The organism is Allosphingosinicella sp. (assembly GCF_046295735.1).
Lineage (GTDB): Bacteria > Pseudomonadota > Alphaproteobacteria > Sphingomonadales > Sphingomonadaceae > Allosphingosinicella.
This window is the reverse complement of sequence record NZ_JBKBMQ010000009.1, coordinates 74,919-98,562: the sequence shown is the minus strand read 5'-3', so window position 1 is coordinate 98,562 and position 23,644 is coordinate 74,919. Positions and strand designations below refer to the sequence as shown.

29 protein-coding genes are annotated in these 23,644 nt (G+C 70.1%); 21 read left to right on the top strand and 8 right to left on the bottom strand.

The features are described 5' to 3' along the window. The first annotated feature begins 64 nt into the window (after window positions 1-64). From parA to ACK4K7_RS10150, 6 genes are all read left to right on the top strand, one after another. Window positions 65-703, top strand: coding sequence for a ParA family partition ATPase (gene parA, locus ACK4K7_RS10175; RefSeq protein WP_431865722.1), 639 nt, complete (start codon window positions 65-67; stop codon window positions 701-703). Further along, window positions 700-954 carry a hypothetical protein gene (locus ACK4K7_RS10170; protein WP_431865720.1) on the top strand — a complete coding sequence of 85 codons (255 nt, stop codon included), beginning with the start codon at window positions 700-702 and terminating at the stop codon, window positions 952-954. Before parA ends, ACK4K7_RS10170 begins: the two co-directional genes overlap by 4 nt. Further along, window positions 951-1,415, top strand: a complete 465-nt coding sequence (locus ACK4K7_RS10165; RefSeq protein ID WP_431865718.1) for a DUF2840 domain-containing protein — start codon at window positions 951-953, stop codon at window positions 1,413-1,415. The genes ACK4K7_RS10170 and ACK4K7_RS10165 overlap by 4 nt, the downstream gene beginning before the upstream one ends. Beyond that, window positions 1,412-1,939 carry a S26 family signal peptidase gene (locus tag ACK4K7_RS10160; protein ID WP_431865716.1) on the top strand — a complete coding sequence of 176 codons (528 nt, stop codon included), beginning with the start codon at window positions 1,412-1,414 and terminating at the stop codon, window positions 1,937-1,939. The genes ACK4K7_RS10165 and ACK4K7_RS10160 overlap by 4 nt, the downstream gene beginning before the upstream one ends. 2 nt (window positions 1,940-1,941) lie before the next feature. Then, complete coding sequence (locus ACK4K7_RS10155; RefSeq protein ID WP_431865714.1) at window positions 1,942-2,742, top strand: lytic transglycosylase domain-containing protein; 801 nt, start codon at window positions 1,942-1,944, stop codon at window positions 2,740-2,742. Window positions 2,743-2,989: 247 nt separating this feature from the next. Next, on the top strand, window positions 2,990-4,744 hold the full coding sequence (locus ACK4K7_RS10150) for a relaxase/mobilization nuclease domain-containing protein (RefSeq protein ID WP_431865712.1): 1,755 nt from the start codon (window positions 2,990-2,992) through the stop codon (window positions 4,742-4,744). Here the strand turns inward: ACK4K7_RS10150 and ACK4K7_RS10145 are convergent. Beyond that, a complete protein-coding gene (locus ACK4K7_RS10145; RefSeq protein WP_431865710.1) occupies window positions 4,741-5,646 on the bottom strand; it encodes a LysR family transcriptional regulator in 906 nt (301 codons plus the stop codon). The genes ACK4K7_RS10150 and ACK4K7_RS10145 overlap by 4 nt on opposite strands. 190 nt (window positions 5,647-5,836) lie before the next feature. On the opposite strand from ACK4K7_RS10145, the gene ACK4K7_RS10140 reads away from it, so the two are divergent. Together ACK4K7_RS10140 and ACK4K7_RS10135 are read left to right on the top strand one after the other, a co-directional pair. Beyond that, window positions 5,837-7,828 (top strand): conjugal transfer protein TraG, encoded by a 1,992-nt coding sequence (locus ACK4K7_RS10140; RefSeq protein ID WP_431865708.1) that lies wholly within the window; start codon window positions 5,837-5,839, stop codon window positions 7,826-7,828. A gap of 10 nt (window positions 7,829-7,838) precedes the next feature. Continuing rightward, entirely contained in the window at window positions 7,839-8,285 is a 447-nt protein-coding gene (locus ACK4K7_RS10135; RefSeq protein WP_431865706.1) for a CopG family transcriptional regulator, read from the top strand. Here the strand turns inward: ACK4K7_RS10135 and ACK4K7_RS10130 are convergent. After that, complete coding sequence (locus ACK4K7_RS10130; protein ID WP_431865704.1) at window positions 8,270-8,611, bottom strand: winged helix-turn-helix transcriptional regulator; 342 nt, start codon at window positions 8,609-8,611, stop codon at window positions 8,270-8,272. The two genes, ACK4K7_RS10135 and ACK4K7_RS10130, sit on opposite strands and share 16 nt — an antisense overlap. A 91-nt stretch (window positions 8,612-8,702) precedes the next feature. Here ACK4K7_RS10130 and ACK4K7_RS10125 point away from each other — a divergent pair, with 91 nt between their 5' ends. From ACK4K7_RS10125 to ACK4K7_RS10070, 12 genes are all read left to right on the top strand, one after another. Further along, entirely contained in the window at window positions 8,703-9,287 is a 585-nt protein-coding gene (locus ACK4K7_RS10125; RefSeq protein ID WP_431865702.1) for an NADPH-dependent F420 reductase, read from the top strand. Between the two features lie 318 nt (window positions 9,288-9,605). Beyond that, on the top strand, window positions 9,606-10,526 hold the full coding sequence (gene trbB, locus ACK4K7_RS10120) for a P-type conjugative transfer ATPase TrbB (RefSeq protein ID WP_431865809.1): 921 nt from the start codon (window positions 9,606-9,608) through the stop codon (window positions 10,524-10,526). After that, window positions 10,523-10,837: a TrbC/VirB2 family protein gene (locus tag ACK4K7_RS10115; protein WP_431865701.1), complete on the top strand. Its 315-nt coding sequence runs from the start codon at window positions 10,523-10,525 to the stop codon at window positions 10,835-10,837. Before trbB ends, ACK4K7_RS10115 begins: the two co-directional genes overlap by 4 nt. Beyond that, window positions 10,837-11,109, top strand: a complete 273-nt coding sequence (locus tag ACK4K7_RS10110; protein ID WP_431865699.1) for a VirB3 family type IV secretion system protein — start codon at window positions 10,837-10,839, stop codon at window positions 11,107-11,109. Before ACK4K7_RS10115 ends, ACK4K7_RS10110 begins: the two co-directional genes overlap by 1 nt. A gap of 9 nt (window positions 11,110-11,118) precedes the next feature. Then, window positions 11,119-13,560, top strand: a complete 2,442-nt coding sequence (gene trbE, locus ACK4K7_RS10105) for a conjugal transfer protein TrbE (protein WP_431865698.1) — start codon at window positions 11,119-11,121, stop codon at window positions 13,558-13,560. Beyond that, window positions 13,557-14,300 carry a P-type conjugative transfer protein TrbJ gene (trbJ, locus tag ACK4K7_RS10100; protein ID WP_431865697.1) on the top strand — a complete coding sequence of 248 codons (744 nt, stop codon included), beginning with the start codon at window positions 13,557-13,559 and terminating at the stop codon, window positions 14,298-14,300. The genes trbE and trbJ overlap by 4 nt, the downstream gene beginning before the upstream one ends. A 10-nt stretch (window positions 14,301-14,310) precedes the next feature. Then, a complete protein-coding gene (gene trbK-alt, locus ACK4K7_RS10095; protein ID WP_431865695.1) occupies window positions 14,311-14,625 on the top strand; it encodes a putative entry exclusion protein TrbK-alt in 315 nt (104 codons plus the stop codon). Continuing rightward, on the top strand, window positions 14,622-15,935 hold the full coding sequence (gene trbL / locus ACK4K7_RS10090; protein WP_431865694.1) for a P-type conjugative transfer protein TrbL: 1,314 nt from the start codon (window positions 14,622-14,624) through the stop codon (window positions 15,933-15,935). Before trbK-alt ends, trbL begins: the two co-directional genes overlap by 4 nt. After that, window positions 15,936-16,619, top strand: a complete 684-nt coding sequence (gene trbF, locus ACK4K7_RS10085; protein ID WP_431865692.1) for a conjugal transfer protein TrbF — start codon at window positions 15,936-15,938, stop codon at window positions 16,617-16,619. Then, window positions 16,619-17,620, top strand: a complete 1,002-nt coding sequence (gene trbG / locus ACK4K7_RS10080; RefSeq protein ID WP_431865690.1) for a P-type conjugative transfer protein TrbG — start codon at window positions 16,619-16,621, stop codon at window positions 17,618-17,620. Before trbF ends, trbG begins: the two co-directional genes overlap by 1 nt. After that, the gene (locus ACK4K7_RS10075; RefSeq protein ID WP_431865688.1) at window positions 17,617-18,873 is read left to right on the top strand and encodes a TrbI/VirB10 family protein; all 1,257 of its coding nucleotides are present in this window, start codon (window positions 17,617-17,619) and stop codon (window positions 18,871-18,873) included. The genes trbG and ACK4K7_RS10075 overlap by 4 nt, the downstream gene beginning before the upstream one ends. Window positions 18,874-18,884: 11 nt before the next feature. After that, window positions 18,885-19,109 carry a DUF2274 domain-containing protein gene (locus ACK4K7_RS10070; RefSeq protein ID WP_431865687.1) on the top strand — a complete coding sequence of 75 codons (225 nt, stop codon included), beginning with the start codon at window positions 18,885-18,887 and terminating at the stop codon, window positions 19,107-19,109. A 42-nt stretch (window positions 19,110-19,151) separates the two neighbouring features. On the opposite strand, the gene ACK4K7_RS10065 is transcribed toward ACK4K7_RS10070, so the two are convergent. From ACK4K7_RS10065 to ACK4K7_RS10040, 6 genes are all read right to left on the bottom strand, one after another. Further along, window positions 19,152-19,544 carry a RidA family protein gene (locus ACK4K7_RS10065; RefSeq protein ID WP_431865685.1) on the bottom strand — a complete coding sequence of 131 codons (393 nt, stop codon included), beginning with the start codon at window positions 19,542-19,544 and terminating at the stop codon, window positions 19,152-19,154. A gap of 104 nt (window positions 19,545-19,648) precedes the next feature. After that, complete coding sequence (locus ACK4K7_RS10060; protein ID WP_431865684.1) at window positions 19,649-20,113, bottom strand: hypothetical protein; 465 nt, start codon at window positions 20,111-20,113, stop codon at window positions 19,649-19,651. Between the two features lie 11 nt (window positions 20,114-20,124). Beyond that, complete coding sequence (locus tag ACK4K7_RS10055) at window positions 20,125-21,282, bottom strand: NADH:flavin oxidoreductase (RefSeq protein ID WP_431865683.1); 1,158 nt, start codon at window positions 21,280-21,282, stop codon at window positions 20,125-20,127. Between the two features lie 3 nt (window positions 21,283-21,285). Next, the gene (locus ACK4K7_RS10050) at window positions 21,286-21,684 is read right to left on the bottom strand and encodes a RidA family protein (RefSeq protein ID WP_431865681.1); all 399 of its coding nucleotides are present in this window, start codon (window positions 21,682-21,684) and stop codon (window positions 21,286-21,288) included. A 28-nt stretch (window positions 21,685-21,712) separates the two neighbouring features. Continuing rightward, window positions 21,713-22,123 carry a hypothetical protein gene (locus tag ACK4K7_RS10045; protein WP_431865679.1) on the bottom strand — a complete coding sequence of 137 codons (411 nt, stop codon included), beginning with the start codon at window positions 22,121-22,123 and terminating at the stop codon, window positions 21,713-21,715. Window positions 22,124-22,160: 37 nt separating this feature from the next. Beyond that, complete coding sequence (locus ACK4K7_RS10040) at window positions 22,161-22,619, bottom strand: hypothetical protein (RefSeq protein ID WP_431865678.1); 459 nt, start codon at window positions 22,617-22,619, stop codon at window positions 22,161-22,163. 114 nt (window positions 22,620-22,733) lie between these two features. Between ACK4K7_RS10040 and ACK4K7_RS10035 the strand changes: the two genes are divergently transcribed. After that, the gene (locus ACK4K7_RS10035) at window positions 22,734-23,108 is read left to right on the top strand and encodes a winged helix-turn-helix transcriptional regulator (RefSeq protein ID WP_431865676.1); all 375 of its coding nucleotides are present in this window, start codon (window positions 22,734-22,736) and stop codon (window positions 23,106-23,108) included. Window positions 23,109-23,644: the final 536 nt, after the last annotated feature.

Sequence of the window (23,644 nt, the reverse complement as noted above, 5' to 3'; positions counted from 1 at the left end):
TGCTAACGGAACCGGCGCTCGCGCCGGCCGCCGATCGCCTCGCCGCTTCGATGGGGCGAGCGTCATGATCGTGGCGCTCCTCAACCAGAAGGGCGGCGTCGGCAAGACGACGCTCGCGCTGCACCTGGCGGGCGCCTGGGCCGGAACGGGCAGGCGCACGCTGGTGGTCGACGCGGACCCGCAAGGCTCGGCGCTCGACTGGTCCGGGCAGCGCTCGCGCGAGCGCTTGGCGCGCTCTTTCGCCGTCGTCGGACTCGCCCGCGACATGCTCCACCGCGAGCTGCCGGACATCGCCTGCGGCTACGACCGCGTCGTAATCGACGGGCCGCCGCGCGTCACCGGCATCGCGCGCTCCGCGCTGCTCGCCGCCGACCTCGTCCTCATCCCGGTCACCCCCTCGCCGTTCGACGGCTGGGCGTCGGCCGAGATGCTGCGGCTGCTGGGTGAAGCCCGCGTCTTCCGCCCCGACCTGCCGGCGCGGCTGCTCCTCAACCGCTGCGCGGCCCGCACGGTGATCGCCCGTGAGACGGCCGAGGCGCTCGCAGAGCACGACCCGCCGGCGCTCGTCGCGCGCGTGGGCCAGCGCATCGCCTTCGCCGATACGGCGCGCTCCGGCCGGCTCGTCCACGAGGTCCCCGCCGGGCTCGTCGCCGCGGGCGAGATCGCCGCTGTCGCCGCCGAAATCGACGGGCTCGCGGCATGAGCGGCGGGGAACGCAAACGCGCCTTCGCGTCCCGCCCAAGCGGGCCGGACGCCTGGGTCCGAGCGGCCGACAGGCCCGGCGCCGCGAAGGACGCCAACACCGCCCGGCTGACGATCGACGTCACGCCGGCGCTGCGCGGCCGGATCAAGGTCACCGCTTTCAGCCGCGGGCAGACGGTCGCCGACATGCTGCGCACGCTGCTCGAACGCGAGTTTCCGGCGGACGGCGGCGGCACTGGAGGCGGCGCATGAGCGCGCTCACCCGGGTCGAGCTCCTGCACCTGGAGGGCCGGATCGAGCGCTGGATCCGCTTCGGCCGCGTCGCCGAAGAGCGGATCGTCGGCCGCCGCGCCCGCGTGCTGTCGTTCGCGCCCGGCCAGATCTTCGCGTTCGTGCGCTGGGCGTCGAACGACTACGGCACCGTCGCCTCCCACATCGACATCCTGCGCGCGGTTCGGCCCGGCGAGGCCTTCTCGACCGTGCCGTTCGTGTCGCCCGGCGGCGAGAGCCTGCTGCGCATCGCCGGCTGGCTGAAGGTCGAACGCGTGCTCGCGGCCATCGACGCGGTCGAGCGCCTGGGCGTCGATCCCGCCGACGCCTGTTCCGACCATTGGCGCCACGTCGGCAACCGCATCGCCGCCGGCTTCGAGCCGCGCCCCTACACGCCGGCTCGTCATCGAGCCTGGCTTTTCAGACGGAGGATCGAGGCATGAGGATCGCACGCCCACTGGCATGGCGGACGCTCGCCATGGCGAGCATCACTGGTGCAGCGCTGGTGCTGAGCACCGTGATCACGATGCCGACGCGCCTCGTCTGGAACGTCACCGAGAGCGTGCCGCTCGGGCTCTACGCCGTGCGCCCGATTGGTGAACTGAAGGTCGCCGATCTCGTCGTGTCGCAGCCGCCCGAGCCGCTCGCCGCGTTCCTGGCGGACGGCGGCTATCTCGGCCGGGGCGCGCCGCTCCTGAAGCGGGTCGCGGCGCTGCCCGGGCAGACGGTGTGCCGCGTCGGCCCCGTCGTCACGGTCGACGGAGAGACCTGGGCCGTGGCGCGCGACCGTGATCGCCACGGGCGGCCGATGCCGGTCTGGAGCGGCTGCCTGACGCTCGCCGAAAGCGAGGTCCTGCTCCTCAACTGGGAGGAACCGGCCTCGCTCGACGGCCGCTACTTCGGACCGTTGCCGCGCTCCAGCATCGTCGGCCGCGCCGTGCCGCTCTGGACGGACGAGGAGCGCTGACCATGCCGCGTCGCCGGTCTTCCGCCGCTTGCGCCCCCTCGCCCAAGCTGCACCTCATCCTCTTCTCCCTCCCGGTCCTACTGGCCGCCGCACCGCCGCCGGGCTTCGCCCAGGACGCCGCTTCGGCCGCAACCCCGCTGCGCTCGCCCTGCACCGCCCATGTCGCCGAGGCGTCGCGCCGGTTCGGCGTGCCGGAGCCGTGGATCGTTTCGGTCATGCGCGTGGAGAGCGCCGGCCAGGTACGCGCCGTCTCCCGAGCGGGCGCGATGGGCTGCATGCAAATCATGCCGGCGACCTGGGCCGAACTGCGCGCCCGGTACGGCTTCGGCACGGACCCGTTCGACCCGCGCGAGAACGTGCTGGCGGGCACGGCCTATCTGCGCCGGATGCACGATCTCTACGGCATGCCGGGCGCGCTGGCGGCCTACAATGCCGGGCCCGGCCGCTACGACGCATACCTCGCCGGCCGCCGCAACTTGCCGGCCGAGACGGTCGCCTATGTCGCCCGCCTGGGTCCGCTCACCGGCGGCGGAAGCGCAGCCGCAGTAGCCGCCGACACGCGCCCTGACCTTCTGGCCTGGACCCGCGCGCCGCTCTTCGTGGCGCTGAGCAGCATGCAGCCGACCGACACGGAGACTGCGCTGTCGGCTCCTTCCGTGCTGCCGGAAACGCTCCCGTCAGCAGCGGAAACAGATGTCGCCGACGCGATCGGCAGGCAGCGCTCCAGTGCTGGAGCCGCGCCTGATCACCGTGCCCCGGAGCGCTCCACCGACAGCCTGTTCGCCGTTCGGAGGCCGCAATGAGGGTCGTCGCAGCCGGTCGCGGTCTGGGGTGTGGTGGCGTGCTCTTGTGCGGGAGGAGCCGGGACGGAGGGAAGATCAACAGAGGAGCGCGAGATAAAAGCCGCGGCGCGCAGCGGGGTCATGTTGTTGTTTTTGTACGCGTTTTGTCGTGCCGCCGCGCCGCGCGCAGTGCCGCAGACTCCGGCAAACTCAGGCTCTGCCTCAAAATCCGCGGCACTACGCCGTTTCGGCATGGCGGCCACCGACTGTGAGCAGGGGCGACGACGACCTCCGGATCCGCCCCGGGCGCATCCGCGACGGCCGGGGCGCGGGCGGCAAGGCGAAGAGCTTCGTCGCCCAGGTGATGACCGCCGCGCGCAAGGCCGGGCACACCGGCTACCGGCTGAACGGCGTTCGCGCGGGCCGAGGCCGCTCGACCTTCGGGCGAGGCCGCTTCGCCGGCACGGCGCGGCGGCTGTCGAGCAGCGCCCGGCGCGTCGTGGTGAAGGCTCGCGTGGTCCGGCACCGCGGCCAGCGCTTCCGCGCCGCGCCGCTCAACAAGCACCTGGCCTATCTGAAGCGCGAAGGGGTCACCCGCGACGGCGCGGACGCCCGCCTGTTCGACCGCGAGGGCGAGGCGGCCGACGCGCGCGCCTTCGCCGAACGCTGCGGGGAGGACCGCCACCACTTCCGCTTCATCGTCTCACCCGAGGACGCGCCCGCCATGTCGGACCTGCGCGGCTTCACCCGCGACCTGATGGCCCAGGCCGAGCACGATCTCGGCACCCGCCTCGACTGGGTCGCCATCGACCACTGGAACACTGACCAGCCTCACGTCCATGTCCTGATCCGCGGTCGCGACGACGATGGCGCCGACCTCGTCATCAGCCGCGACTATATCAGCAAGGGCCTGCGCGGCCGCGCCGAGGAGCTGGTGACGCTGGAGCTCGGCCAGCGTAGCGGGCAGGAGATCCGCACCACCCTTGAGGCGGAGGTCGGCGCCGAGCGCTGGACCGGTCTCGACCAGGCGCTGCGGAGCCTCGCCGACGAGAACGCCGGGGTGGCCGACCTGAGACCCGGCTTGCCCGAACCCGCCGACCCCGAGCTGCGGCGCTTGCTCGTCGGCCGTGCGCAGACGCTGGAGCGGTTCGGCCTTTCCGAGCGTATCGCGCCGGCCATGTGGACCCTGCGGCCGGGCGCCGAAGAGACGCTGCGCGAGCTGTCGATCAAGGGCGACATCATCAAGACCATGCACCGCGCCATGGCCAGCCATGGCGAGCGCGCGCTCGGCGACTTCGCGGTCCACGACCATCCTGACGCGGCGATCGTCGGACGTCTCGCCGATCGGGGGCTCCACGACGAGCTCGCCGGCACGGCCTATGTCGTCATTGACGGCGTCGACGGGCGCGTCCACCACCTCCGGCTCCCGGACCTCGAGGCGACCGGTGACACGCCGGTCGGCGGCATCGTCGAGGCGAGCCTTCGCGACCTAGGCGACGGTGGGCGGCGTCTCGCGATCGTCGGCCGGTCAGACCTGCCCATCGACCGGCAGGTCGCATCGTCGGGCGCGACCTGGCTCGACCGGGTCCAGGTCGCGCGCGATCCCGTGCCGCTGGCCGGCGGTGGGTTCGGCGCCGAAGTCCGCGCCGCCTTGGAGCAGCGCGCCGATCATCTCGTGACCGAGGGACTGGCTCGCCGACAGGGGCAGCGGGTCATCTTCGCCCGCGACCTTCTCGGGACCCTGAAGGCGCGCGAACTCGACGCCGCCGCGGGCTCGATCGCACAGCGGACCGGCCTCGAGCCTCGCCCGGCGAAGGACGGCGACCAGGTCGCCGGCGTGTACCGGCAGCGGCTCGACCTCGCATCGGGGCGCTTCGCGATGCTCGACGATGGGCTCGGCTTCCAGCTGGTCCCATGGCGCCCGGCGCTCGAACAGCATCTCGGGCGGCAGGTCTCGGGCGTCGTCGCCCCGGGCGGCGGGATCGACTGGAGCTTCGGGCGCAAGCGCGGCCTGGCGCTCTAGCTGGGCGCCTCGGCGGGCGGCGCCGCCGGCTGGCGAACACGGTCACGGACGAAGGACAGGAACCGCCCGAAGACAGGGTTCTCCGTCTGGGGCGTCCAGACCAGAACGCGCGTGAGGCAGGCGCTCTCCTCCAGGATGGGCCGGACCGCGATGCTCTTGCTCTCCCGGACCACGCCATCGGGTAGGATCGTCACGCAGCCGTGCAGCTCGACCAGGTCGGCCAGACCTTGCGCGCTGCTGTTGAACAGGCCGATCTTGGCGCTCCCGCCGAGCCGCGCCACCAGGAAGTCCCGGTAGCCACGTGCGTCCGACCGCCCGCGAGTGATCAGAGGCTCCCCTCCGAGATCGGCCCAGCTCAACGCGCCACGGGTCGCGAGCCGGTGATCGGCGGGCAGCACCGCCACCATCCTCTGTCGCCAGAGCCGAAGCGCCTCGAACCCCGGCGGGACGAGTTCGTCGGCGATGTAGCCCACGTCGAGCTCGCCGTCGCGGATCCGGTCGAGGATGTCGTTGGCGTGCATGTCGCTGAGCGTCAGATCAACCTTCGGGTGCTCGGCCCGGAAGCTCGCGAACAGCAAACGGGCGCGGTGGTCGAGCGGCGCTTCGGTGATCCCGAGCCTCACCGCCCCGCTTTCGGCGCGGGCGGCCTGCGCGAGCTCCGCGACGGCTCGGTCCGCCTCGTCGATGATGGTGCGGGCGCGCTCGATCAGGCGAAAACCTGCTGGTGTGGGCCGCGTGCCCGTCGTTCGACGCTCGAACAGCGAAACGCCGAGCTCGTCCTCGAGGTTCTGGATCGCGCGGCTCAGGACCGGCTGGGAGATGTTCAGAGCTTTCGCCGCCGCCTGGAAGCTGCGGTGCGACGCGACAGCGATCACATATCGCAGCTGTCGAAGCTCCAGCATCGAACCTCGCAAAACCGTAGGTCCAAGTGCAGAGGCTGCACCCGCTTAGGTAAAGGCGAGCTGAAGGATCGAGCTTAACCCGCCGATCTGCACGCCATGATGACCGGAAGCTCTCCGCGATTGCTCAAGCTCTTGCGATTTCACAACGCGCTACCTGAGTAATCAGGGCCTCGACGGTGAATGGAGCCCTATGTCCGCCACGCGTATCCTGTGGGGCCAGGTCCTGCTGGTCGGCGCCATCGCGCTGGCCTTCGTCTGGGGCGCGACCCAGTGGACGGCGTGGCGCCTCGGCTACCAGTCCCAGCTCGGACCGCCGATGGGCGAGGTCCTCGGCTGGCCCGTCTACCCGCCGCCGGCCTTCTTCGCCTGGTGGTTCTGGTTCGACGCCTATGCGCCCGAGGTGTTTCACGAGGGCGCGCTGATCGCGGCCGCCGGCGGCTTCGTCACCATCGCGGTCGCGATCGCCATGTCGGTCTGGCGCGCCCGCGAGGCGAAGGAGGTCAGCACCTACGGGTCCGCCCGCTGGGCGAGCGAGCGGGAGGTGCGCGCCGCAGGCCTCCTCGGCCCCGACGGCGCCGTGCTCGGGCGGCTGGGGCGGAGCTACCTGCGCCATGACGGCCCCGAGCATGTGCTGTGCTTCGCCCCGACCCGCAGCGGCAAGGGCGTGGGGCTGGTGGTTCCGACCCTCCTGACCTGGCCGGGCAGCTGCGTCGTTCATGACATCAAGGGCGAGAACTGGCAGCTGACCGCCGGCTGGCGCGGCCGGTTCAGCCGGGTGGTGCTGTTCGACCCGACCAATCCGGAGAGCGCCGCCTACAACCCGCTGCTGGAGGTCCGGCGCGGGCCCTGGGAGGTGCGCGACGTCCAGAACATCGCCGACATCCTGGTCGACCCGGAAGGCGCGCTCGAGCGGCGTAACCACTGGGAGAAGACCAGCCACTCGCTCCTCGTCGGCGCCATCCTCCACGTGCTCTACGCCGGAGAGGACAAGACCCTGGCCGGCGTCGCCACCTTCCTGTCCGACCCCAAACGCCCGATTGAGACGACGCTGCGCGCGATGATGACGACCCAGCATCTGGGCAGCGACGGTCCGCACCCCGTGGTCGCGTCGGCGGCGCGCGAGCTCCTCAACAAGTCCGAGAACGAGCGCTCCGGCGTGCTGTCCACCGCCATGTCGTTCCTGGGCCTCTACCGCGACCCGGTGGTGGCGAAGGTGACCCGCCGGTGCGACTGGCGGATCGCCGACCTCGTCGAGGCCGAGCGGCCCGTGACGCTCTACCTCGTCGTGCCGCCCTCCGACATCAGCCGCACCAAGCCGCTCGTGCGCCTCATCCTGAACCAGGTCGGCCGCCGGCTGACGGAGGACCTGCAGGCGCGTGGCCGTCGCCACCGGCTGCTGCTCATGCTCGACGAGTTCCCGGCGCTCGGGCGGCTGGACTTCTTCGAGTCGCAGCTCGCCTTCATGGCGGGCTACGGCATCCGCTCGTTCCTGATCGCCCAGTCCCTCAACCAGATCGAAAAGGCGTACGGCGCCAACAACGCCATCCTCGACAACTGCCACGTCCGGGTGGCGTTCAGCACCAACGACGAGCGTACCGCCAAGCGGGTGTCGGACGCGCTCGGAACCGCGACCGAGATGCGGGCGATGAAGAACTACGCCGGCCATCGGCTATCCCCCTGGCTCGGGCACCTGATGGTCAGTCGTCAGGAGACGGCGCGCCCGCTGCTCACCCCGGGCGAGGTGATGCAGCTTCCTGCCACGCAGGAGATCGTCCTGGTCTCGGGCGTGAACCCGATCCGCGCCACCAAGGCCCGCTACTATGAGGATCGGCAGCTCAAGGCTCGCATCCTGCCACCGCCCGAGCTCACGGCAGGCACACAGGTACGCGCCCTGCGGGATGACTGGACGGGCCTTACGACGGTCGCCGCTCCGATCACGGTGACCGGAGGCAGTCCGGAGGCGGGCGATGTCGACGATCCGAACGGCGGCATTCGGCGCGAGCCCGAGCTGCCCGAGCACGAGGCCATCGCACCGGAGGTGGCGCGGAGCGGCCGAGAGGAGTTCGCGGCGCTCGACGACGAGCCGGACGACGACGCGGTGCGCGCCCGCCAGCTCCAGGGGCGGTTCCGCACCATGGCGCGTCAGGCCGCGCTCGATCCCGACGACGGGATCCAGCTCTGAGGTCCGCCCCATGCGCAAGGATCGTCTGAATGTCTACTTCTCGGCCGGCCTCACGGCGGAGCTCGCCGCGCTCGCCGCCCGGCGCAAGGTGACAAAGTCGGCGATCGTGGAGGCGGCGGTCGCCTCCTACCTCTCCCCCGACGGCGCCGACCGGCGGGAGGCCGCGTTCGTGCGCCGGTTGGATCGGCTGTCCCGCCAGGTCGAGCGGCTGGAACGGGACGTGTCCATCTCGACCGAGGCGCTGGCCCTGTTCGTACGGTTCTGGCTCACCACAACCCCGCCGCTGCCCGACACCATGCAGGCCGCCGCTCAAGCTAAGGGACGCGAGCGCTACGAAGGCTTCGTCGAGACGCTCGGGCGCAGGCTCGCCAAAGGTCAGAGCCTCGCCAAGGAAGTCGTGGCGGATGTCGCAGACGCCCCCGACCCCGACCGCCTGCCAGATCAGGGCGTGGGTTGAGGTAGGAAGTTTTCCTCCGCCCAATGTTTCAGGCTGGCGGCAAGCGGGAGGAGGCTTCTTCCGCGCAGGGTTAGGGCATACTCCACACGCAAAGGCATTTCGTCGTAGAGCCGTCTCGATACAAGCCCATCGCTTTCGAGAGCGCGCAGCGTCTGGGTGAGCATCTTCTGGCTCACCCCTTCGATTTGCCGCCGCAGAGTTCCGAAGCGCACGGGCCCGTGCTCCAGCGCCACAAGCACGAGCAACGTCCATTTCTCCGCGATGCGCGCGAGCAGCGCCCGCGAGGGGCAGGCCTTGAGGAAAGCGTCTGGAGCGGGCGTGGTCACGGGTAGTTACCCCTGGGTACCTAATTGACGATGGTGACTATGCGGCACGATGGTCCGTCTGCCCGCTTCGGGCAAGACGGGAGACACAATCATGCGCATCGGCATCATCGGAGCGGGCCAGGTCGGCTCGAGGCTCAAGGACCTCTTCTCAAGCGCGGGCCACGACGTCGTGACGGCGGGCCGCGCCGGCGCTCGCGACGCGGCCGTCCATGGCGAACTCGCTGTGCTGGCGATTCCCTACGACGCCTGCGCCGAGGCACTGCCCCCGCTTGCCGAGGCGCTTGCCGGCAAGATCGTGGTGGACGTCACCAACCCCGTGGCTGCCGACTGGTCGCCGATGCTTCTCGGCCAGGAGAATTCGGCCGCCGAGGAGATCGCGCGCATTCTGCCACGCTCGCGCGTCGTGAAAGCCTTCAACACCGTGTTCGCCGATGTGATGACGCCCTCGAAACTGGAGCGCGACGGGCAGCGGATCACGTGCTTTGTCGCCGGAGACGATGAGGACATCCGCAGGGTGGTGGCTGGCATCGCCAGCGATGCGGGTTTCGCGGCTCTCGACGTCGGACCGCTTCGGTCCGCCCGCCACCTCGAGGCCATGGCACATCTCAATATCGCCGTGGCCCTCGCGGGTGGCGGCACCGACGCCGCCTTCCTTTACCATCAACGTCGGAGCTGAGCTGCGGGACACTCACGGTGCTTAGCAGCACTGGCCCGTTTGCCGGGCGAGAGCTGAAACGCGCGAAACACCATAGACCGCTCCCGCCTCCCGAGATGCGGGCCATCCTGCAATCAGGAGCGCCCAGGCAGCTCCCTCTTTTTCCTGCCGCTATACGCCAAGCCGCTACTACGCCCTCGCGCTTGTTGAACGCCGGCCGTTCACCCGCTCATTAGTCGACTCCGTCGAGCCGGCCGCATCCGCGCCGGCCACCAACACGGGGTCGAGTTCGTGACCACCATCGCCTTTCGATCCGAGTCCCATGCGCGCGGCGCCCGCATGCTGCGCACGGCGCTCGGGTCCGCAATCGCCGGCTTCCTCGACGATCCGGCCGTGGTCGAGGTGATGCTCAATCCCGATGGTCGGCTCTGGCTCGACCGCCTGTCCGGCGGCCTGGAGGACACCGGCTGCCGGCTCTCCGCCGCCGATGGCGAGCGGATCGTGCGGCTGGTCGCCCACCATGTCGGAGCCGAGGTCCATCCCGGCTCCCCGCGCGTCTCCGCCGAGCTGCCCGACAGCGGCGAGCGCTTCGAAGGGCTGCTCCCGCCCGTGGTCGCCGCCCCAAGCTTCGCGATCCGCAAGCCCGCCGTCGCCTTGTTCACGCTCGGCCACTATGTCGATGCCGGCATCATGTCGGGATCCCACGCCGACGTGCTTCGCCGAGCGGTGCACGATCGCCACAACATCGTCGTCGCCGGCGGCACCTCCACGGGCAAGACGACGCTCGTCAACGCGCTCCTGGCCGAGGTGGCGCTCACCGGCGACCGCGTGGTGCTGATCGAGGACACGCGCGAACTCCAGTGCGCCGCGCCTAACCTCGTCTCCTTGCGTACCAAGGACGGCGCGGCGACCCTCACCGATCTCGTGCGCTCGGCCCTGCGCCTGCGTCCCGACCGAATCCCGATCGGCGAGGTGCGCGGCGGCGAGGCGCTCGACCTCATCAAGGCCTGGGGCACCGGCCACCCCGGCGGCGTCGGCACGCTCCACGCCGGCAGCGCGCTCGGCGCGCTCCGCCGTCTCGAACAGCTCGTGCAGGAGGCCGTGGTCACGGTGCCCCGTGCGCTGATCGCCGAGACGATCGACCTCATCGCCGTCCTGTCCGGCCGGGGCTCCGCCCGGCGGCTGACCGAGCTCGCCCGCGTCGAGGGGCTCAATCCCTCCGGCGATTACGTCCTCACCCCAGCAGGAGACCAACCGTGACCCGCACCCAATCGCGTCTGCTCGGCGCCGCCGCCATCTCCCTCGCCTGCGTCGCCAGTCCGGCTTTGGCCGCGGGCTCGAACATGCCCTGGGAAGCGCCGCTGCAGTCCATCCTCGAATCGATCCAAGGCCCGGTCGCCAAGATCATCGCGGTGATGATCATCATCGTCACCGGCCTGACGCTCGCCTTCGGCGACACGTCGGGCGGCGCCCGCCGCATGATCCAGATCGTCTTCGGGCTCTCGATCGCCTTCGCGGCCTCATCCTTCTTTCTGTCGTTCTTCTCGTTCGGCGGCGGAGCGCTGGTCTGATGCTGGTCGGCGACGAGCCCGCGGCCGGCTTCTACGCGCCCGTCCGGCGCTCGCTCACCGAGCCGATCCTGCTCGGCGGCGCGCCGCGGTCGCTCGCCATCATCAACGGCACCCTCGCCGCCGCGCTCGGCCTCGGTCTCCGCCTGTGGCTCGCCGGCCTCCTCATCTGGCTCGTCGGGCACATGGCGGCGGTGTGGGCGGCGAAGCGCGATTCCGCCTTCGTCGACGTCGTCCGGCGCCACCTTCGCTATCCCACCCACATGAGCGCCTGAGGTCATGCCGTGCTGAACCTCGCCGAGTACCGCTCGACCCCGCAGCGTCTCGCCGACTTCCTGCCCTGGGCGGCGCTGGTCGGCGAAGGCGTCGTCCTCAACAAGGACGGCTCGCTCCAGCGCACGGCGCGGTTCCGCGGGCCCGACCTCGACTCGGCGACGCCGGCCGAGCTCGTCGCCACCACGTCGCGCCTCAACAACGCGCTCCGACGGCTCGGCTCCGGCTGGGGGATCTTCGTCGAGGCGCAGAGGCTGCCGGCAGGCGCCTACCCGTCCAGCCGCTTCCCCGACGGCGTGTCGGCGCTGGTCGATGCCGAGCGCCGAGCGGCGTTCGAGGAGAGCGGCAGCCACTTCGAGAGCGCCTACTATCTGACCCTCGTCTGGCTTCCGCCCGCCGAGGACGCCTCACGCGCCGAGGCCTGGCTCTACGAAGGCCGGGACGGGCGCGGGGTGGACGGCCGCGAGCTCCTCGCCGGCTTCGTCGATCGCACCGACCGCGTGCTGAACCTCGTCGAGGGCTTCATGCCCGAGGCACGCTTCCTGGGCGACGCCGAGACGCTCACCTACCTGCACTCAACCGTCTCGACCCGCCGTCACCGGGTGCGCGTGCCCGAGACGCCGATGTACCTCGACGCGATCCTGGCGGATGAACCGCTGGTCGGCGGGCTGGAGCCGCGGTTGGGACAGGCCCACCTGCGCACGCTCACCGTCATGGGCTTTCCGTCGCAGACCTGGCCGGGGCTTCTCGACGACCTCAATCGCCTCGCGTTCGAGTATCGCTGGGTCACCCGCGCCGTCCTCCTCGACAAGAACGACGCGGCGAAGCTGCTCGGCCGCATCCGCCGCCAGTGGTTCGCCAAGCGCAAGAGCATCGCCGCGATCCTCAAAGAGGTGATGACCAACGAGGCCTCGGCGCTCCTCGACAATGACGCCTCGAACAAGGCGGCGGACGCCGACCTCGCGCTCCAGGAGCTCGGGTCCGACCTCGTCGGCACGGCCTACGTCACCGCGACAGTAACCGTCTGGGACGAGGACGCCCGCGTCGCCGACGAGCGGCTGCGCCTCGTCGAGAAGGTGATCCAGGGCCGCGACTTCACCTGCATGACCGAACGCGTGAACGCGGTGGAGGCCTGGCTCGGGAGCGTACCCGGCCATGCGTACGCCAACGTCCGCCAGCCGCCGCTCTCAACCCTCAACCTCGCCCATATGATACCGTTCTCGGCCGTGTGGGCGGGGCCTGAGCGCGACGAGCATCTCGACGCGCCGCCGCTGTTCGTAGCGAAGACGGAAGGGTCGACCCCGTTCCGCTTCTCGCTCCATGTCGGCGACGTCGGGCACACGCTCGTCGTCGGCCCGACGGGCGGCGGCAAATCCGTCCTGCTGGCGCTCATAGCGCTGCAGTTCCGGCGCTACGCGCTATCCCAAGTGTTCGCCTTCGACTTCGGCGGCTCGATCCGCGCGACCGCCCTCGCCATGGGCGGCGACTGGCACGACCTCGGCGGCTCGCTCGCCGACGACGTCGCGGAGCCCGTGGCGCTCCAGCCGCTCGCCCGCATCGACCAGCCCGAGGAGCGCGCCTGGGCCGCCGAGTGGCTGGCGGCGATCCTCGCCCGGGAAGAGGTGCAGGTCACCCCGGAGGTGAAGGAGCATCTGTGGTCGGCGCTCGCCAGTCTCGCGTCGGCACCGGCCACGGAGCGCACCCTCACCGGCCTGTCGGTCCTCCTCCAGTCCAACCCGCTGAAGCAGGCGCTCAAGCCCTATTGCGTCGGCGGGCCCTGGGGACGGTTGCTCGACGCGGAGGCCGAGCGGATCGGCGAGGCGGATGTCCAGGCGTTCGAGACGGAAGGGTTGATCGGCACCGGCTCGGCGGCCGCCGTGCTCGCCTACCTTTTCCACCGGATCGGCGACCGGCTCGACGGCCGTCCCACCCTCCTCATCGTCGATGAGGGCTGGCTGGCGCTCGACGACGACGGCTTCACGGGCCAGCTCCGGGAGTGGCTGAAGACGCTCCGCAAGAAGAACGCGAGCGTGGTGTTCGCGACCCAGAGCCTCGCCGACATCGACGGCTCGGCGATCGCGCCCGCCATCATCGAGAGCTGCCCGACACGTCTCTTCCTGCCGAACGAGCGCGCGCTCGAGCCGCAGATCGCGCGCGTCTACGAGCGCTTCGGGCTCAACGATCGCCAGATCGAGATCCTGAGCCGGGCGACCCCCAAGCGCGACTATTACTGCCAGAGCCGCCGCGGCAACCGGCTGTTCGAACTCGGCCTCGGCGAGGTCGCGCTCGCCTTCACCGCCGCGTCCTCGAAGTCCGACCAGGCGCTGATCGCCCGCCTGTACGCGGAACACGGCCGCGACGGCTTCGCCCGCGCCTGGCTCCAGGCCCGCGGCGTCGCCTGGGCCGTCGACCTCATCGCTGACCCTCAACCCAAGCCGGAGACCGCCCGATGAAGACCCGCTCCCGTTCCGCCCTCACCGCCGGCGTCGCCGCGCTCGTCCTGGCCTGCGCGTCCGCCCCGACCCAGGCCCAGATCACCGTCTGGGATCCGACCAACCACGTCCAGAACGTGCTGCAGGCCGCTCGCGCGCTCCAGCAGATCAATAACCAGATCACCAGCATCCAGAACGAAGCCCAGATGCTGATCAACCAGGCGCGCAACCTCGCGAGCCTGCCTTACTCCTCGCTCCAGCAGCTTCAGCAGTCGGTGCAGCGCACCCAGCAGCTCCTCAACCAGGCGCAGCGCATCGCCTACGACGTCCAGCAGATCGACCGGGCGTTCACCACCACCTACGGGCGGGCGACGCCGAGCGCCAGCCAGGCCGACATGATCGCCGGGGCCCGCGAGCGCTGGGAAACGTCGGTCGCGGCGCTCCAGGACGCCTTGAAGGTGCAGGCCGGCGTCGTCGGCAACATCGACACCAACCGCGCGCAGATGCAGGCGCTCGTTACATCGAGCCAGTCGGCAGCCGGCGCCCTCCAGGCGACACAGGCCGGCAACCAGCTTCTGGCCCTCCAAGCCCAGCAGCTCGCCGACCTGACCGCCGCCGTCGCCGCGCAGGGCCGCGCGGCGAGTCTGGAGGCGGCGCAGCGGCAGGCCGCGGCCGATCAGGGGCGCGAGCAGCTGCGCCGCTTCCTCACCCCGGGTCAGGGCTACCAGCCCTCGACCGTCACCATGTTCCACAAGCGCTGAAGGCGAGCCGATGCTGCGCCGGGCCATGCGGGAGCGACTGAACGACGGGCCGAACGGCCGCCGGGTCGTCCTTGTCATGGCCGTCGGCGCGCTCTTGTCCGCCGTCGCGGCGTGGCTCACGGGCGTCGATGCGACTTATGACGCCCGACCCGTGCCGGCGGTCGTCCAGCGCCCAGCCGATCCGCTCCAGTCCGCGCTCCACCGCTGCAACGGCATGGGCCAGGCGGCGCTCGACGATCCGACGTGCCGCGCGGCCTGGGCCGAGAACCGGCGCCGGTTCTTCGTCGGCCGTCCAGCCACCGAAGGAAAGGAGCCGGCCCGATGAACGGCATGGGCGTGATCGACCGCTTTCTCGAGGTCTTCACCCGCTACATCGATTCAGGCTTCGGCCTGCTCCAGGGCGAGGTGGCGTTCCTCGCATCGACGCTCATCGTCATCGACGTGACGCTCGCCGCCCTGTTCTGGGCCTGGGGCGCGGACGAGGACATCCTCGCGCGGCTCGTCAAGAAGACGCTGTTCGTCGGCGCCTTCGCCTTCATCATCGGCAACTGGAACACGCTTGCCCGCATCGTCTTCGAGAGCTTTTCGGGACTCGGCCTCCAGGCGTCCGGCACCGGCATGTCGGCCGCCGATTTCCTGCGCCCCGGCCGCATTGCGCAGACCGGCCTGGAAGCCGGCCGGCCCATCCTGGAGTCGATCTCCGGGCTGATGGGGTTCGTCTCCTTCTTCGAGAACTTCATCCAGATCGCGATCCTGCTCTTCGCCTGGGGGATCGTGCTGCTCTCCTTCTTCGTGCTGGCGATCCAGCTCTTCATCAGCCTGATCGAGTTCAAGCTGGCCACGCTCTGCGGCTTCGTGCTCGTGCCGTTCGGGCTCTTCAATAAGACCGCCTTCATGGCCGAGCGGGTGCTCGGGCTGGTCATCAGCTCCGGCGTGAAGGTGCTTGTCCTCGCCGTCATCGTCGGCATCGGCTCGACGCTCTTCGGGGAGTTCACGCGCGGGTTCACAGGCGAGCCGACGATCGAGGACGCGATGGCGCTGGTGCTCGCCGCGCTCTCGCTGCTGGGCCTCGGCATCTTCGCGCCCGGCATCGCCAACGGCATCGTCTCCGGCGGCCCGCAGCTCGGCGCCGGCGCCGCCGTCGGCACGGGCCTCGCCGCCGGTGGCGCGGTCATGGCCGGAGCTGCCGCCACGGGTCTCGTCGCGCGCGGTGTCGCCGGGGCGGCGGGCGGCGGCGCCCGAAGTGCTGCCTCTGTCGCCGGTGGCGCGTCCACCGCCTACCAGCTCGGCGCCCAAGCGAGCGGCGGCAGCGTCGCTGGCGGCCTGTCCGGCGTGGCAAAGGCGGGCGCGTCCGCCGCGACGAGCCCGCTGCGCCGCGCCGCCGACACGCTGCGCCAGGACTTCCAGCGCGGCGGCCGCGCCGCCTTCGAGAGGACCGGCGGGACCGCCTCGGGCGGAGCCGCCGCCTCCGCGTCTGCGAACGACGGCGCCGCTGCGTCCGGCGAGCCCGCCTGGGCTAGGTCGATGCGCCGCCGCCAGTCCGCCGCCCACGGTGTCCAGACCGCCGCTCACGCGCTGCGCTCGGGTGACGGCGGCGGCGCGGGAACCTCCGTCAGTGTCCGGGAAGGAGAATAGATGTTCTTCAAGCGAGCCTCGATCCGCTACGGCAAGACGCCCGAGCCCGAGACCCCTTATCAGCGCGCCGCCCAGGTCTGGGACGACCGGATCGGCTCCGCGCGCGTCCAGGCGAAGAACTGGCGCCTTATGGCGGTCGGCTCGCTCTTCGTCTCGGCCGGGCTGGCTGCCGGCCTCGTCTGGCAATCGGCCTCCGGCACCATCGTGCCCTGGGTCGTGCAGGTGGACCGGCTGGGTCAAGCGCAGGCGATCGCCCCCGCCGACGCCGACTATCGCCCCACCGACCCGCAGATCGCCTGGCACCTCGCGCGCTTCATCGAGCAGACCCGCGGCGTGCCGGCCGATCCGATCGTGCTCCGCCAGAACTGGCTGCGCGCCTACGACTACACCACCGACCGCGGCGCCCTGGCGCTGAACGACTTCGCGCGCACCAACGACCCGTTCGCGCTTCTCGGCAAGGAGCAGCGCGCGATCGAGGTCTCCTCGGTCATCCGCGCCTCGCCCGACTCGTTCCGCGTCGCCTGGGTGGAGCGGCGTTATGTCGACGGGTCGCTCGCCGCCACGGAGCGGTGGACCGCCATCCTCACCGTCACGATCCAGACCCCGCGCGACGTCGAGCGGCTGCGGAAGAACCCGCTCGGCGTCTACGTCCATGCCCTCAACTGGTCGAAGGAGCTCGGCTGATGCGCCGCCTGACCCTGCCTGCGGCGCTGCTGGCGTCCGCCGCCCTTAGCGCCTGTTCGACCACGGACTGGACGCCGCCCGAGATCGCGTACGACGAAGCCGCGACCCCGCAGCCCGCCGTGCTGACGCCCGAGCCGCCGAGACCCGTCGAGATCGTGGCCGTGCCCACGCCCCTGCCTCTTCCGGGTCAGCTTCAGCGCGTGCCGCCGGCGCGCACCGCGCCCCCGGAGCCCGCGGATCCGCGTGCGCGCGTCGAGGCGGCGAACAGCGTCGCCCGCGTCCAGCCATCGCGCACCGGTTACTTCAACGCCGTCCAGGTCTATCCCTATTCGGAAGGCGCGCTCTACCAGGTCTACGCAGCACCCGGGCAGGTCACCGACATCGCGCTCCAGCCCGGCGAACAGCTGGTCGGCTCCGGCCCGGTCGCGGCCGGCGACACGGTGCGCTGGATCATCGGCGACACGGAGAGCGGCGCCGGCCCGACCCGGCGCGTCCACATACTCGTAAAGCCGACCCGGCCCGACCTCCAGACCAATCTCGTCATCAACACCGACCGGCGCACCTACCACGTCGAGCTGCGCTCGGCCGAGCGGACCTACATGGCCTCGGTCTCCTGGTCCTACCCGCAGGACACGCTCATCGCCCTTCGCCGCCAGAACGCGGCGGACGCGGCGCAGCCGGTCGCGACCTCGACCCTGCCGGCGATCGAGAACCTGAACTTCCGCTACGCGATCGAGGGCGACCGGCCTGCCTGGCGTCCGTTACGCGCCTTCGACGACGGGCGGCAGGTCTATATCGAGTTCCCGGCCGGCATCGGCCAGGGCGAGATGCCGCCGCTCTGGATCATCGGCTCAGGCGGCGGCGCCGAGCTCGTCAACTACCGCGTCCGCGGCCGCTACATGGTCGTCGACCGCCTGTTCGGCGGGGCCGAGCTGCGCCTCGGCGGCGAGCGCCAGCGGCGTGTGCGCATCGTGCGCACCGATGGGCGGCCCGCGTCATGAGCGCCGACGAGCAAGAGCAGCGGCCGGCCGCGCCGCGGCCGGAGCGGGAGGTCGCCGCCGAGCTCCGGCTGCGGCCCGAGCGGCCGCGCGTTGTGCGCCTGTCCCGACGTGTGCTCGGCCTGCTCGCCGGCATTTCGGCCGCGGCGCTCGGGGGCGCGCTGATCTGGGCGCTCCAGACGAGCCGGCCGGAAGCGCCGGCCGAGCTCTACAACACCGAGAACCGCACGACGGCCGACGGGCTCGCCCGCCTGCCGCAGGACTATGCGGGCGTTCCGCGGAACGTCCCTCAGCTCGGACCGCCGCTTCCCGGCGATCTCGGCCGGCCGATGCTTGACGCCGGCGTCCAGCCCGGTCCCATGCCGGGCGCCCCCGTGCCAGCCGCGCCCGCAGCAGCGCCGGTCGATCCTGAAGCCCAGCGTTTGGCGGAGGAGCGTCGACGCATCGCCCAGGAGATGGAGGCGGCGCGCGCCAGTCGCCTGTTCGCGGCCGAAACACGGTCGCAGGGCTCGCCCGTGCAGCAGGCGGGTGATGGGCAAGAGACCAGCTTACCGGCGCTGTCTAACCCGTTCGGATTGCCCGCTCTCGGCTCGCCGCAGCCCCTGCCGACCGACAACGAGCGCCGCCTCGCCTTCCTGGACGGGCCCGCCAACCGTCGCACCGTGAGTGCCGATCGCGTGCAGGGGCCGGCGAGTCCGCACGTCGTGCAGGCTGGCGCGGTCATTGCCGCCGCCCTGATCACCGGTCTTCGCTCCGACTTGCCGGGCCAGGTCACGGCGCATGTCACGGAGCACGTCTATGACGGGCCGACGGGGCGAACGCTCCTGATCCCGCAGGGCGCGCGGCTGATCGGCCAGTACGATGCTCAGGTGTCCTTCGGGCAGAGCCGCGCGCTGCTCGTCTGGACCCGGCTCATCATGCCGAACGGGCGCTCGGTCGTGCTGGAGCGCCAGCCCGGCGCGGACGCAGCAGGCTTCGCCGGTCTCGAAGACGGGGTAGACAACCACTGGGGCCAGATCTTCCGGGCTGCGGCGATCTCCACACTGCTTGCGGTCGGGTCGGAAGCCGGGACCGGCGCCGACGAGAGCGAGTTGATCCGCGCGATCCGGCGCGGCAGCGCGGACAGCATCAGCCAGGTCGGCCGGCAACTGGTCGGACGATCGCTGAACGTTCAGCCGACCCTGACCGTCAGGCCAGGTTTCCCGGTGCGGGTGATCCTGACCCGCGATCTCGTGCTCGAGCCCTGGTCCGGCTGAGGAGAGCTGACATGGCGAAGCTGAAACTCGGCCCTCTCGTCGATGATAAGCCGGTGCGGCTCACCGTCGAGCTCCCGGCCACCGTTCATCGTGATCTGGTCGCCTATGCAGAAGCTCTCGCCGTGGAAACCGGTCAAGCAGCCGAGCCATCAAAACTGGTCGCGCCCATGCTGGCACGGTTCATGGCTACGGATCGGGCGTTTGGTAAGGCCCGGCGCGGATCAGCGGGATATTGAGTCGGCTTTGTTCAACGAGAGTTGATGGAGCATGCACGGATCTTAGCGGCCGCGCCGCGCCATCCCCTCGATCTCGACCCTGGCGCCCGGCAGCGCCAGAAAGGCGACGCCGATGGTGGAGCGAGCCGGGTATGGCTCCTTCACCCAGCGGGTGTAAACCTCGTTCATCGCCAGAATGTCGGCTGGATCGGTGACGAAGATGGTCACCTTGACGAGGTCGGCGGTCGTGAGCCCCTCGGCGCGCAGCAGGGCGTCGATCCGGCCCATGATGACCTCCGTCTGACCGGCCGCGTCCAGTCCCGGAGGAATGCCTCCTACCGTCGGGTCAAAGGCGAGCTGGCCTGTGACGTGGAGGTATGAGCCGTCGACGAGCCCGGAGGTGAGCGCCGGCACCGGCGGCACCGCGACGTCTTGAGCGTGAAGGGTTCGGGGCATGGAATGATCGTCCTGAGCTAGCGCGGGGAGGCTCGTCGAGAGCACCGCAAGGATGAAGGGGGCGGCCACCAGAAGACCACGCGGATAAGGATGGCATCTGCGGTTCACGGCCGTTCCTCGTTCTCGGTACGCAAGCTGCCAAGACGCCAGTTCTGAAGAGGCGGTGACTCAGGGCGTACGGCGTCCCAGGCCTGGGCGGCGATGCGCCAATCCTCGTCGCTCTTAACGAGGAGCACGGCGTTGACGTCGTGGGTGGTCGCCGCGCTGTTCTCGCGCATCTCGCAGCCGGCCAGCGCCACCGCGACGTTGCCGAAGCAGAGCACCTCCATGCCCAGCGGTCGCTCCGAGAAGCTACTCAGCGCGCCGTCGGCGGCAAGATCTTGCATGCGTCGCACAAAGCCGTCGACCGTCCATGGCCTGACAGGCCGCGCCGCCGGGTAGAGCGTCGCTCCGGCGAGGAAGCCCGACGCGAAGCCCGGCCAGTCCGCCTCTCGTCCGCCGCCCCACGCAAGGGCCGCGAATTGCGAGCGGATCAGCGACTCGATCGCTCTACGCTCCGTTTCAAGCATGTCGGCCTCCGTCACGAGGTCGTCTCGGCGCGCCCTCGCCGCCACGCGTCGGCGTTGGCGAGTGTCGCTCGGGGTTGCAGAACCGCCGCGTCGTACGGCTCGGGCGACTGGCCCGCGCGCACCCGGTCGGGCCAATCAGCCGCACCAAGAGCGCCGCGCCCGAGCGAGACGAGGTCGGCGTCGCCGGACGCGAGCAGATCGCGCGCCCGCCCGGGGTCATGCAGGCTGCCGTTGGCGATCACCGGTAGCCCCGTCGCGGCCCGCGCCATGGCGGCCATGGTCGGCGTGCCCTCGCCAAATCCGGGCGCCCAAGCCTCGAATTGGGTGGTGTGAATGAAGTCCGAACCGACTTCTGCACAAGCCCGGAACACCGTCTCGGCGTCGACCACACCGCCCGACCAGCGGTGACCAAAGTCGTTCACCTTGGACTGGCTCACGCGGACGCCCAAAGGGTAGCTTGGACCGACCGCCCGTCTCACTGCTGCGATGACCTGCGCGGTCAGGCGCGCCCGCGCCGCCGTGCAACCCCCGTAGTCGTCATCGCGGAGGTTTGCGTCCTCGCTCAGGAATTGATGGAGCAGGTAGCCGTTCGCCCCGTGAATTTCGACGCCGTCGAATCCGGCTTCGCGTGCGTTCACGGAGGCCGCGGCGAAACCGGCGATCACCTCGGCAAGATCGTCTAGGTTGGCTGAACGGGGCAGAAGGTACGCACCCTCGCCGCCGTAGAAGGCCATCTGCTTGCCCACCGGGCGCACGGCGGACGGCCCGATCGTGTCGGCACGGTGAATGTTGCCCTGCGCCAGAGCGCCTGCGTGCATGAGCTGCGCGATGATCGGCACACCTGCCGCATGCACCGCATCTGTGACGGCTCGCCAAGCGGCGACTTGGTCGGCGTCGGTCAAACCGGGCTGGTTGAGGTACCCCTGAGCGTAGGCCTTATCCGTGTAGACGCCTTCAGTGAAGATCAGGCCGAAGCCGCCGGCGGCAAAGCCGGCGTAGTAGTCGGCCATCTCCGGCGTAGCGCGGCCGTCCGACGTGGCGCTGACGCGGGTCATTGGCGCGACCGCGACGCGGTTCGTCAGCCGGAGCGGACCCAGGGAGAAATGCTGGAAAAGAGAATTCTCCATCGTCGCGCCTGCATCCAGCGGCGCAGCGTTGTTCCGGGTCATGGCTCAGCCCTCCCGCGCCGCGGACCGAAGCGCGATCGCCTCAATCTCGATCATGGCTTCGGGCGTATAGAGGCCTTTGACCTCGACGATGGTGTCCGCCGGGTACGGCTCAGCGAAGTGGCGACGCCGCGCCTCGACCACTTCGCCGAAATGGCCCATGTCCGTGACGAAGATCGTCACCTTGACAACATTTCTGAGGCTCGACCCGCCCGCCTCCAAGGCGCGCCCGAGATTGGCGAAGGCCTGATCGATCTGCGCGCGAAAGCCGCCCTCGATGATCGGGCCGGCATCGGTGTAGCCCGCCTGCCCTGAGATGAAGATGAGGTCGCCGATCCCGAGCCCCTGGCTGAGCAGGTAGGGCTCGTAGGGGTCGGGCGACGTCCGGATGCGTTCGATGCGCATAAAGCGTTTCCTTCTGAGGGGGGGCGGATCAGGCCGCTTCGGCCAGCTGGGATTCGGCATCGGCGATCTCACCCCAGAAGCGGAGCACGCCCTGACCATTCGAGGTGTCGATCGATCCCCAGGAGCGAAACTTGCCTGTCATCCCAGCAAAGGCGCCCGTGGTTTTCTGAACGCGGTAGGTGGTGGCCGCGAGCACGCGCGCCTCGCCCTCGATGGCGGTCAGCACCGACTGGTCGCGGGTGTGGATCGTCGAGCCGTCCTTGCGGATGAAGTAGTGCTCAAGGTCGAGGTACGTCTTGGCACCCTCGACGCGTGGCTCGCCGACGACACGGGCGAACACGCCGCCGTCGAAGTCGCCGGACATCGCGACGACATAGCCGTTGATGGGCTCGACGAAGTCAAAGGTGGCGGTGCCACCCATGGTAAAGCGCTTGGTCATCTTAGGTCTCCTTGAGGTCGGGGGTGGGTCGGGCCGCTCAGCGGCGGCAGATCTCGCCCGAGAAGCGGAGCACGCCCTGGCCCGTCTTGGCGTTGATCGAGCCCCAGGAGCGGAACTCGCCGGTCGAGCCCTGAAGTGAGCCGGTGGCGCGCTGCACGCGGTAGGTCGTGGCCGCTAGCACCCGGTCGTCGCCGGGCACTGTGACCCACACGCTCTCGTCCTTGGTCGAGATGGTCGAGCCATCCGCGCGGGCGAAGAAATGCTCGAGGTCGTAGCCCGTGCGCCCGTTGCCGAGCTGGCGCGGCTCACCGATGACGCGGGCGAACACGCCGCCTTCGAAGTCGCCCGACATGGCGACCATGAAGCCGCCGGTGCCTGGCACTGCCTCGAAGATGGCGGTGCCGCCCATAGGCTGACAGCTGGGGGATTGGGCCAAGGCGGGGGCGGTGGCGCCCAGCGCCGCAAGAACGGCCATGGCGGGTAGTGCTCTGTTCATGGTGACGATCTCCATCGATGTCTTCCGGGGTCTGTTCCCCCCCGACGCGATGAGACTTGCGCCTTCCGTCACCAATGGTAAAGTACGCACCTGTCGGTAACTATCGAGAAAGTCATGGCCGAACGCGTACGCCTCGTTCCGAACCCCTGGGACGCCGCCTGCCCCTCGCGCGAGGTGCTGGCAATGGTCGGCGATAAATGGGCCCTGCTCCTCATGCCCAAGCTCGCCGACGGTCCGAAGCGGAATGGGGAGCTGATCCGCGCGCTAGCGGGAGTGTCGCAGAAGATGCTGACGCAAACCCTGCGCGACATGGAGCGCAACGGGCTCGTGGTCCGGCGCGATTTCCAAGAGGTGCCGCCGCGCGTCGAGTACGAGCTGACCGAGCTCGGACGTTCGCTGGGCAAGGTGGTGGCGGCGCTGGACCAGTGGGTGGTCGACAACTACTACGAGGTCGAGAAAGCCCGTGGTGCGTTCGACCGAGCGGCTTGAGAAGAAAAGGGATGTTTGAGCCTACGCTCGTAAGTCGATTTGGTGCGGGCGGTCGGACTCGAACCGACACGTATTGCTACGGCGGATTTTGAATCCCGCGCGTCTAGTCCACGGTAGCCAGTACCGCATCTCGGGACGCGATGATTTGGCTGTCCGTGCGATCATGTGTGGAGCTACCGAACACCTGAAGGCGACCAGATATCTTGTTGGGTGCGAAGGCTTACCCCGGCGAAGCCCCGTCGTGTCCGCACCTAACAGGCACTTGGGTCATCCAATGTGAAATCGCGCCCCGTGCACGATAAACATAACGAATATATTTTGCCGTTTGTACTACTATAGAACCGCCGCGTAGCATCAGCTACCGGCCTGCCCCGCACCGCGATGCTGTTGACCTGACCTGACGTCGGCCTTTCATCCAGCCATTACGAGAGTCCGGCGATGATTGGTCTTGCCCCGATCTTTGGTCCGCCTGCTATGCGAGTTCCCGGGCTTCGGCGACCTTCCGGGCGAAGGCCTTCGGGGTCGAGTGCCCGAGC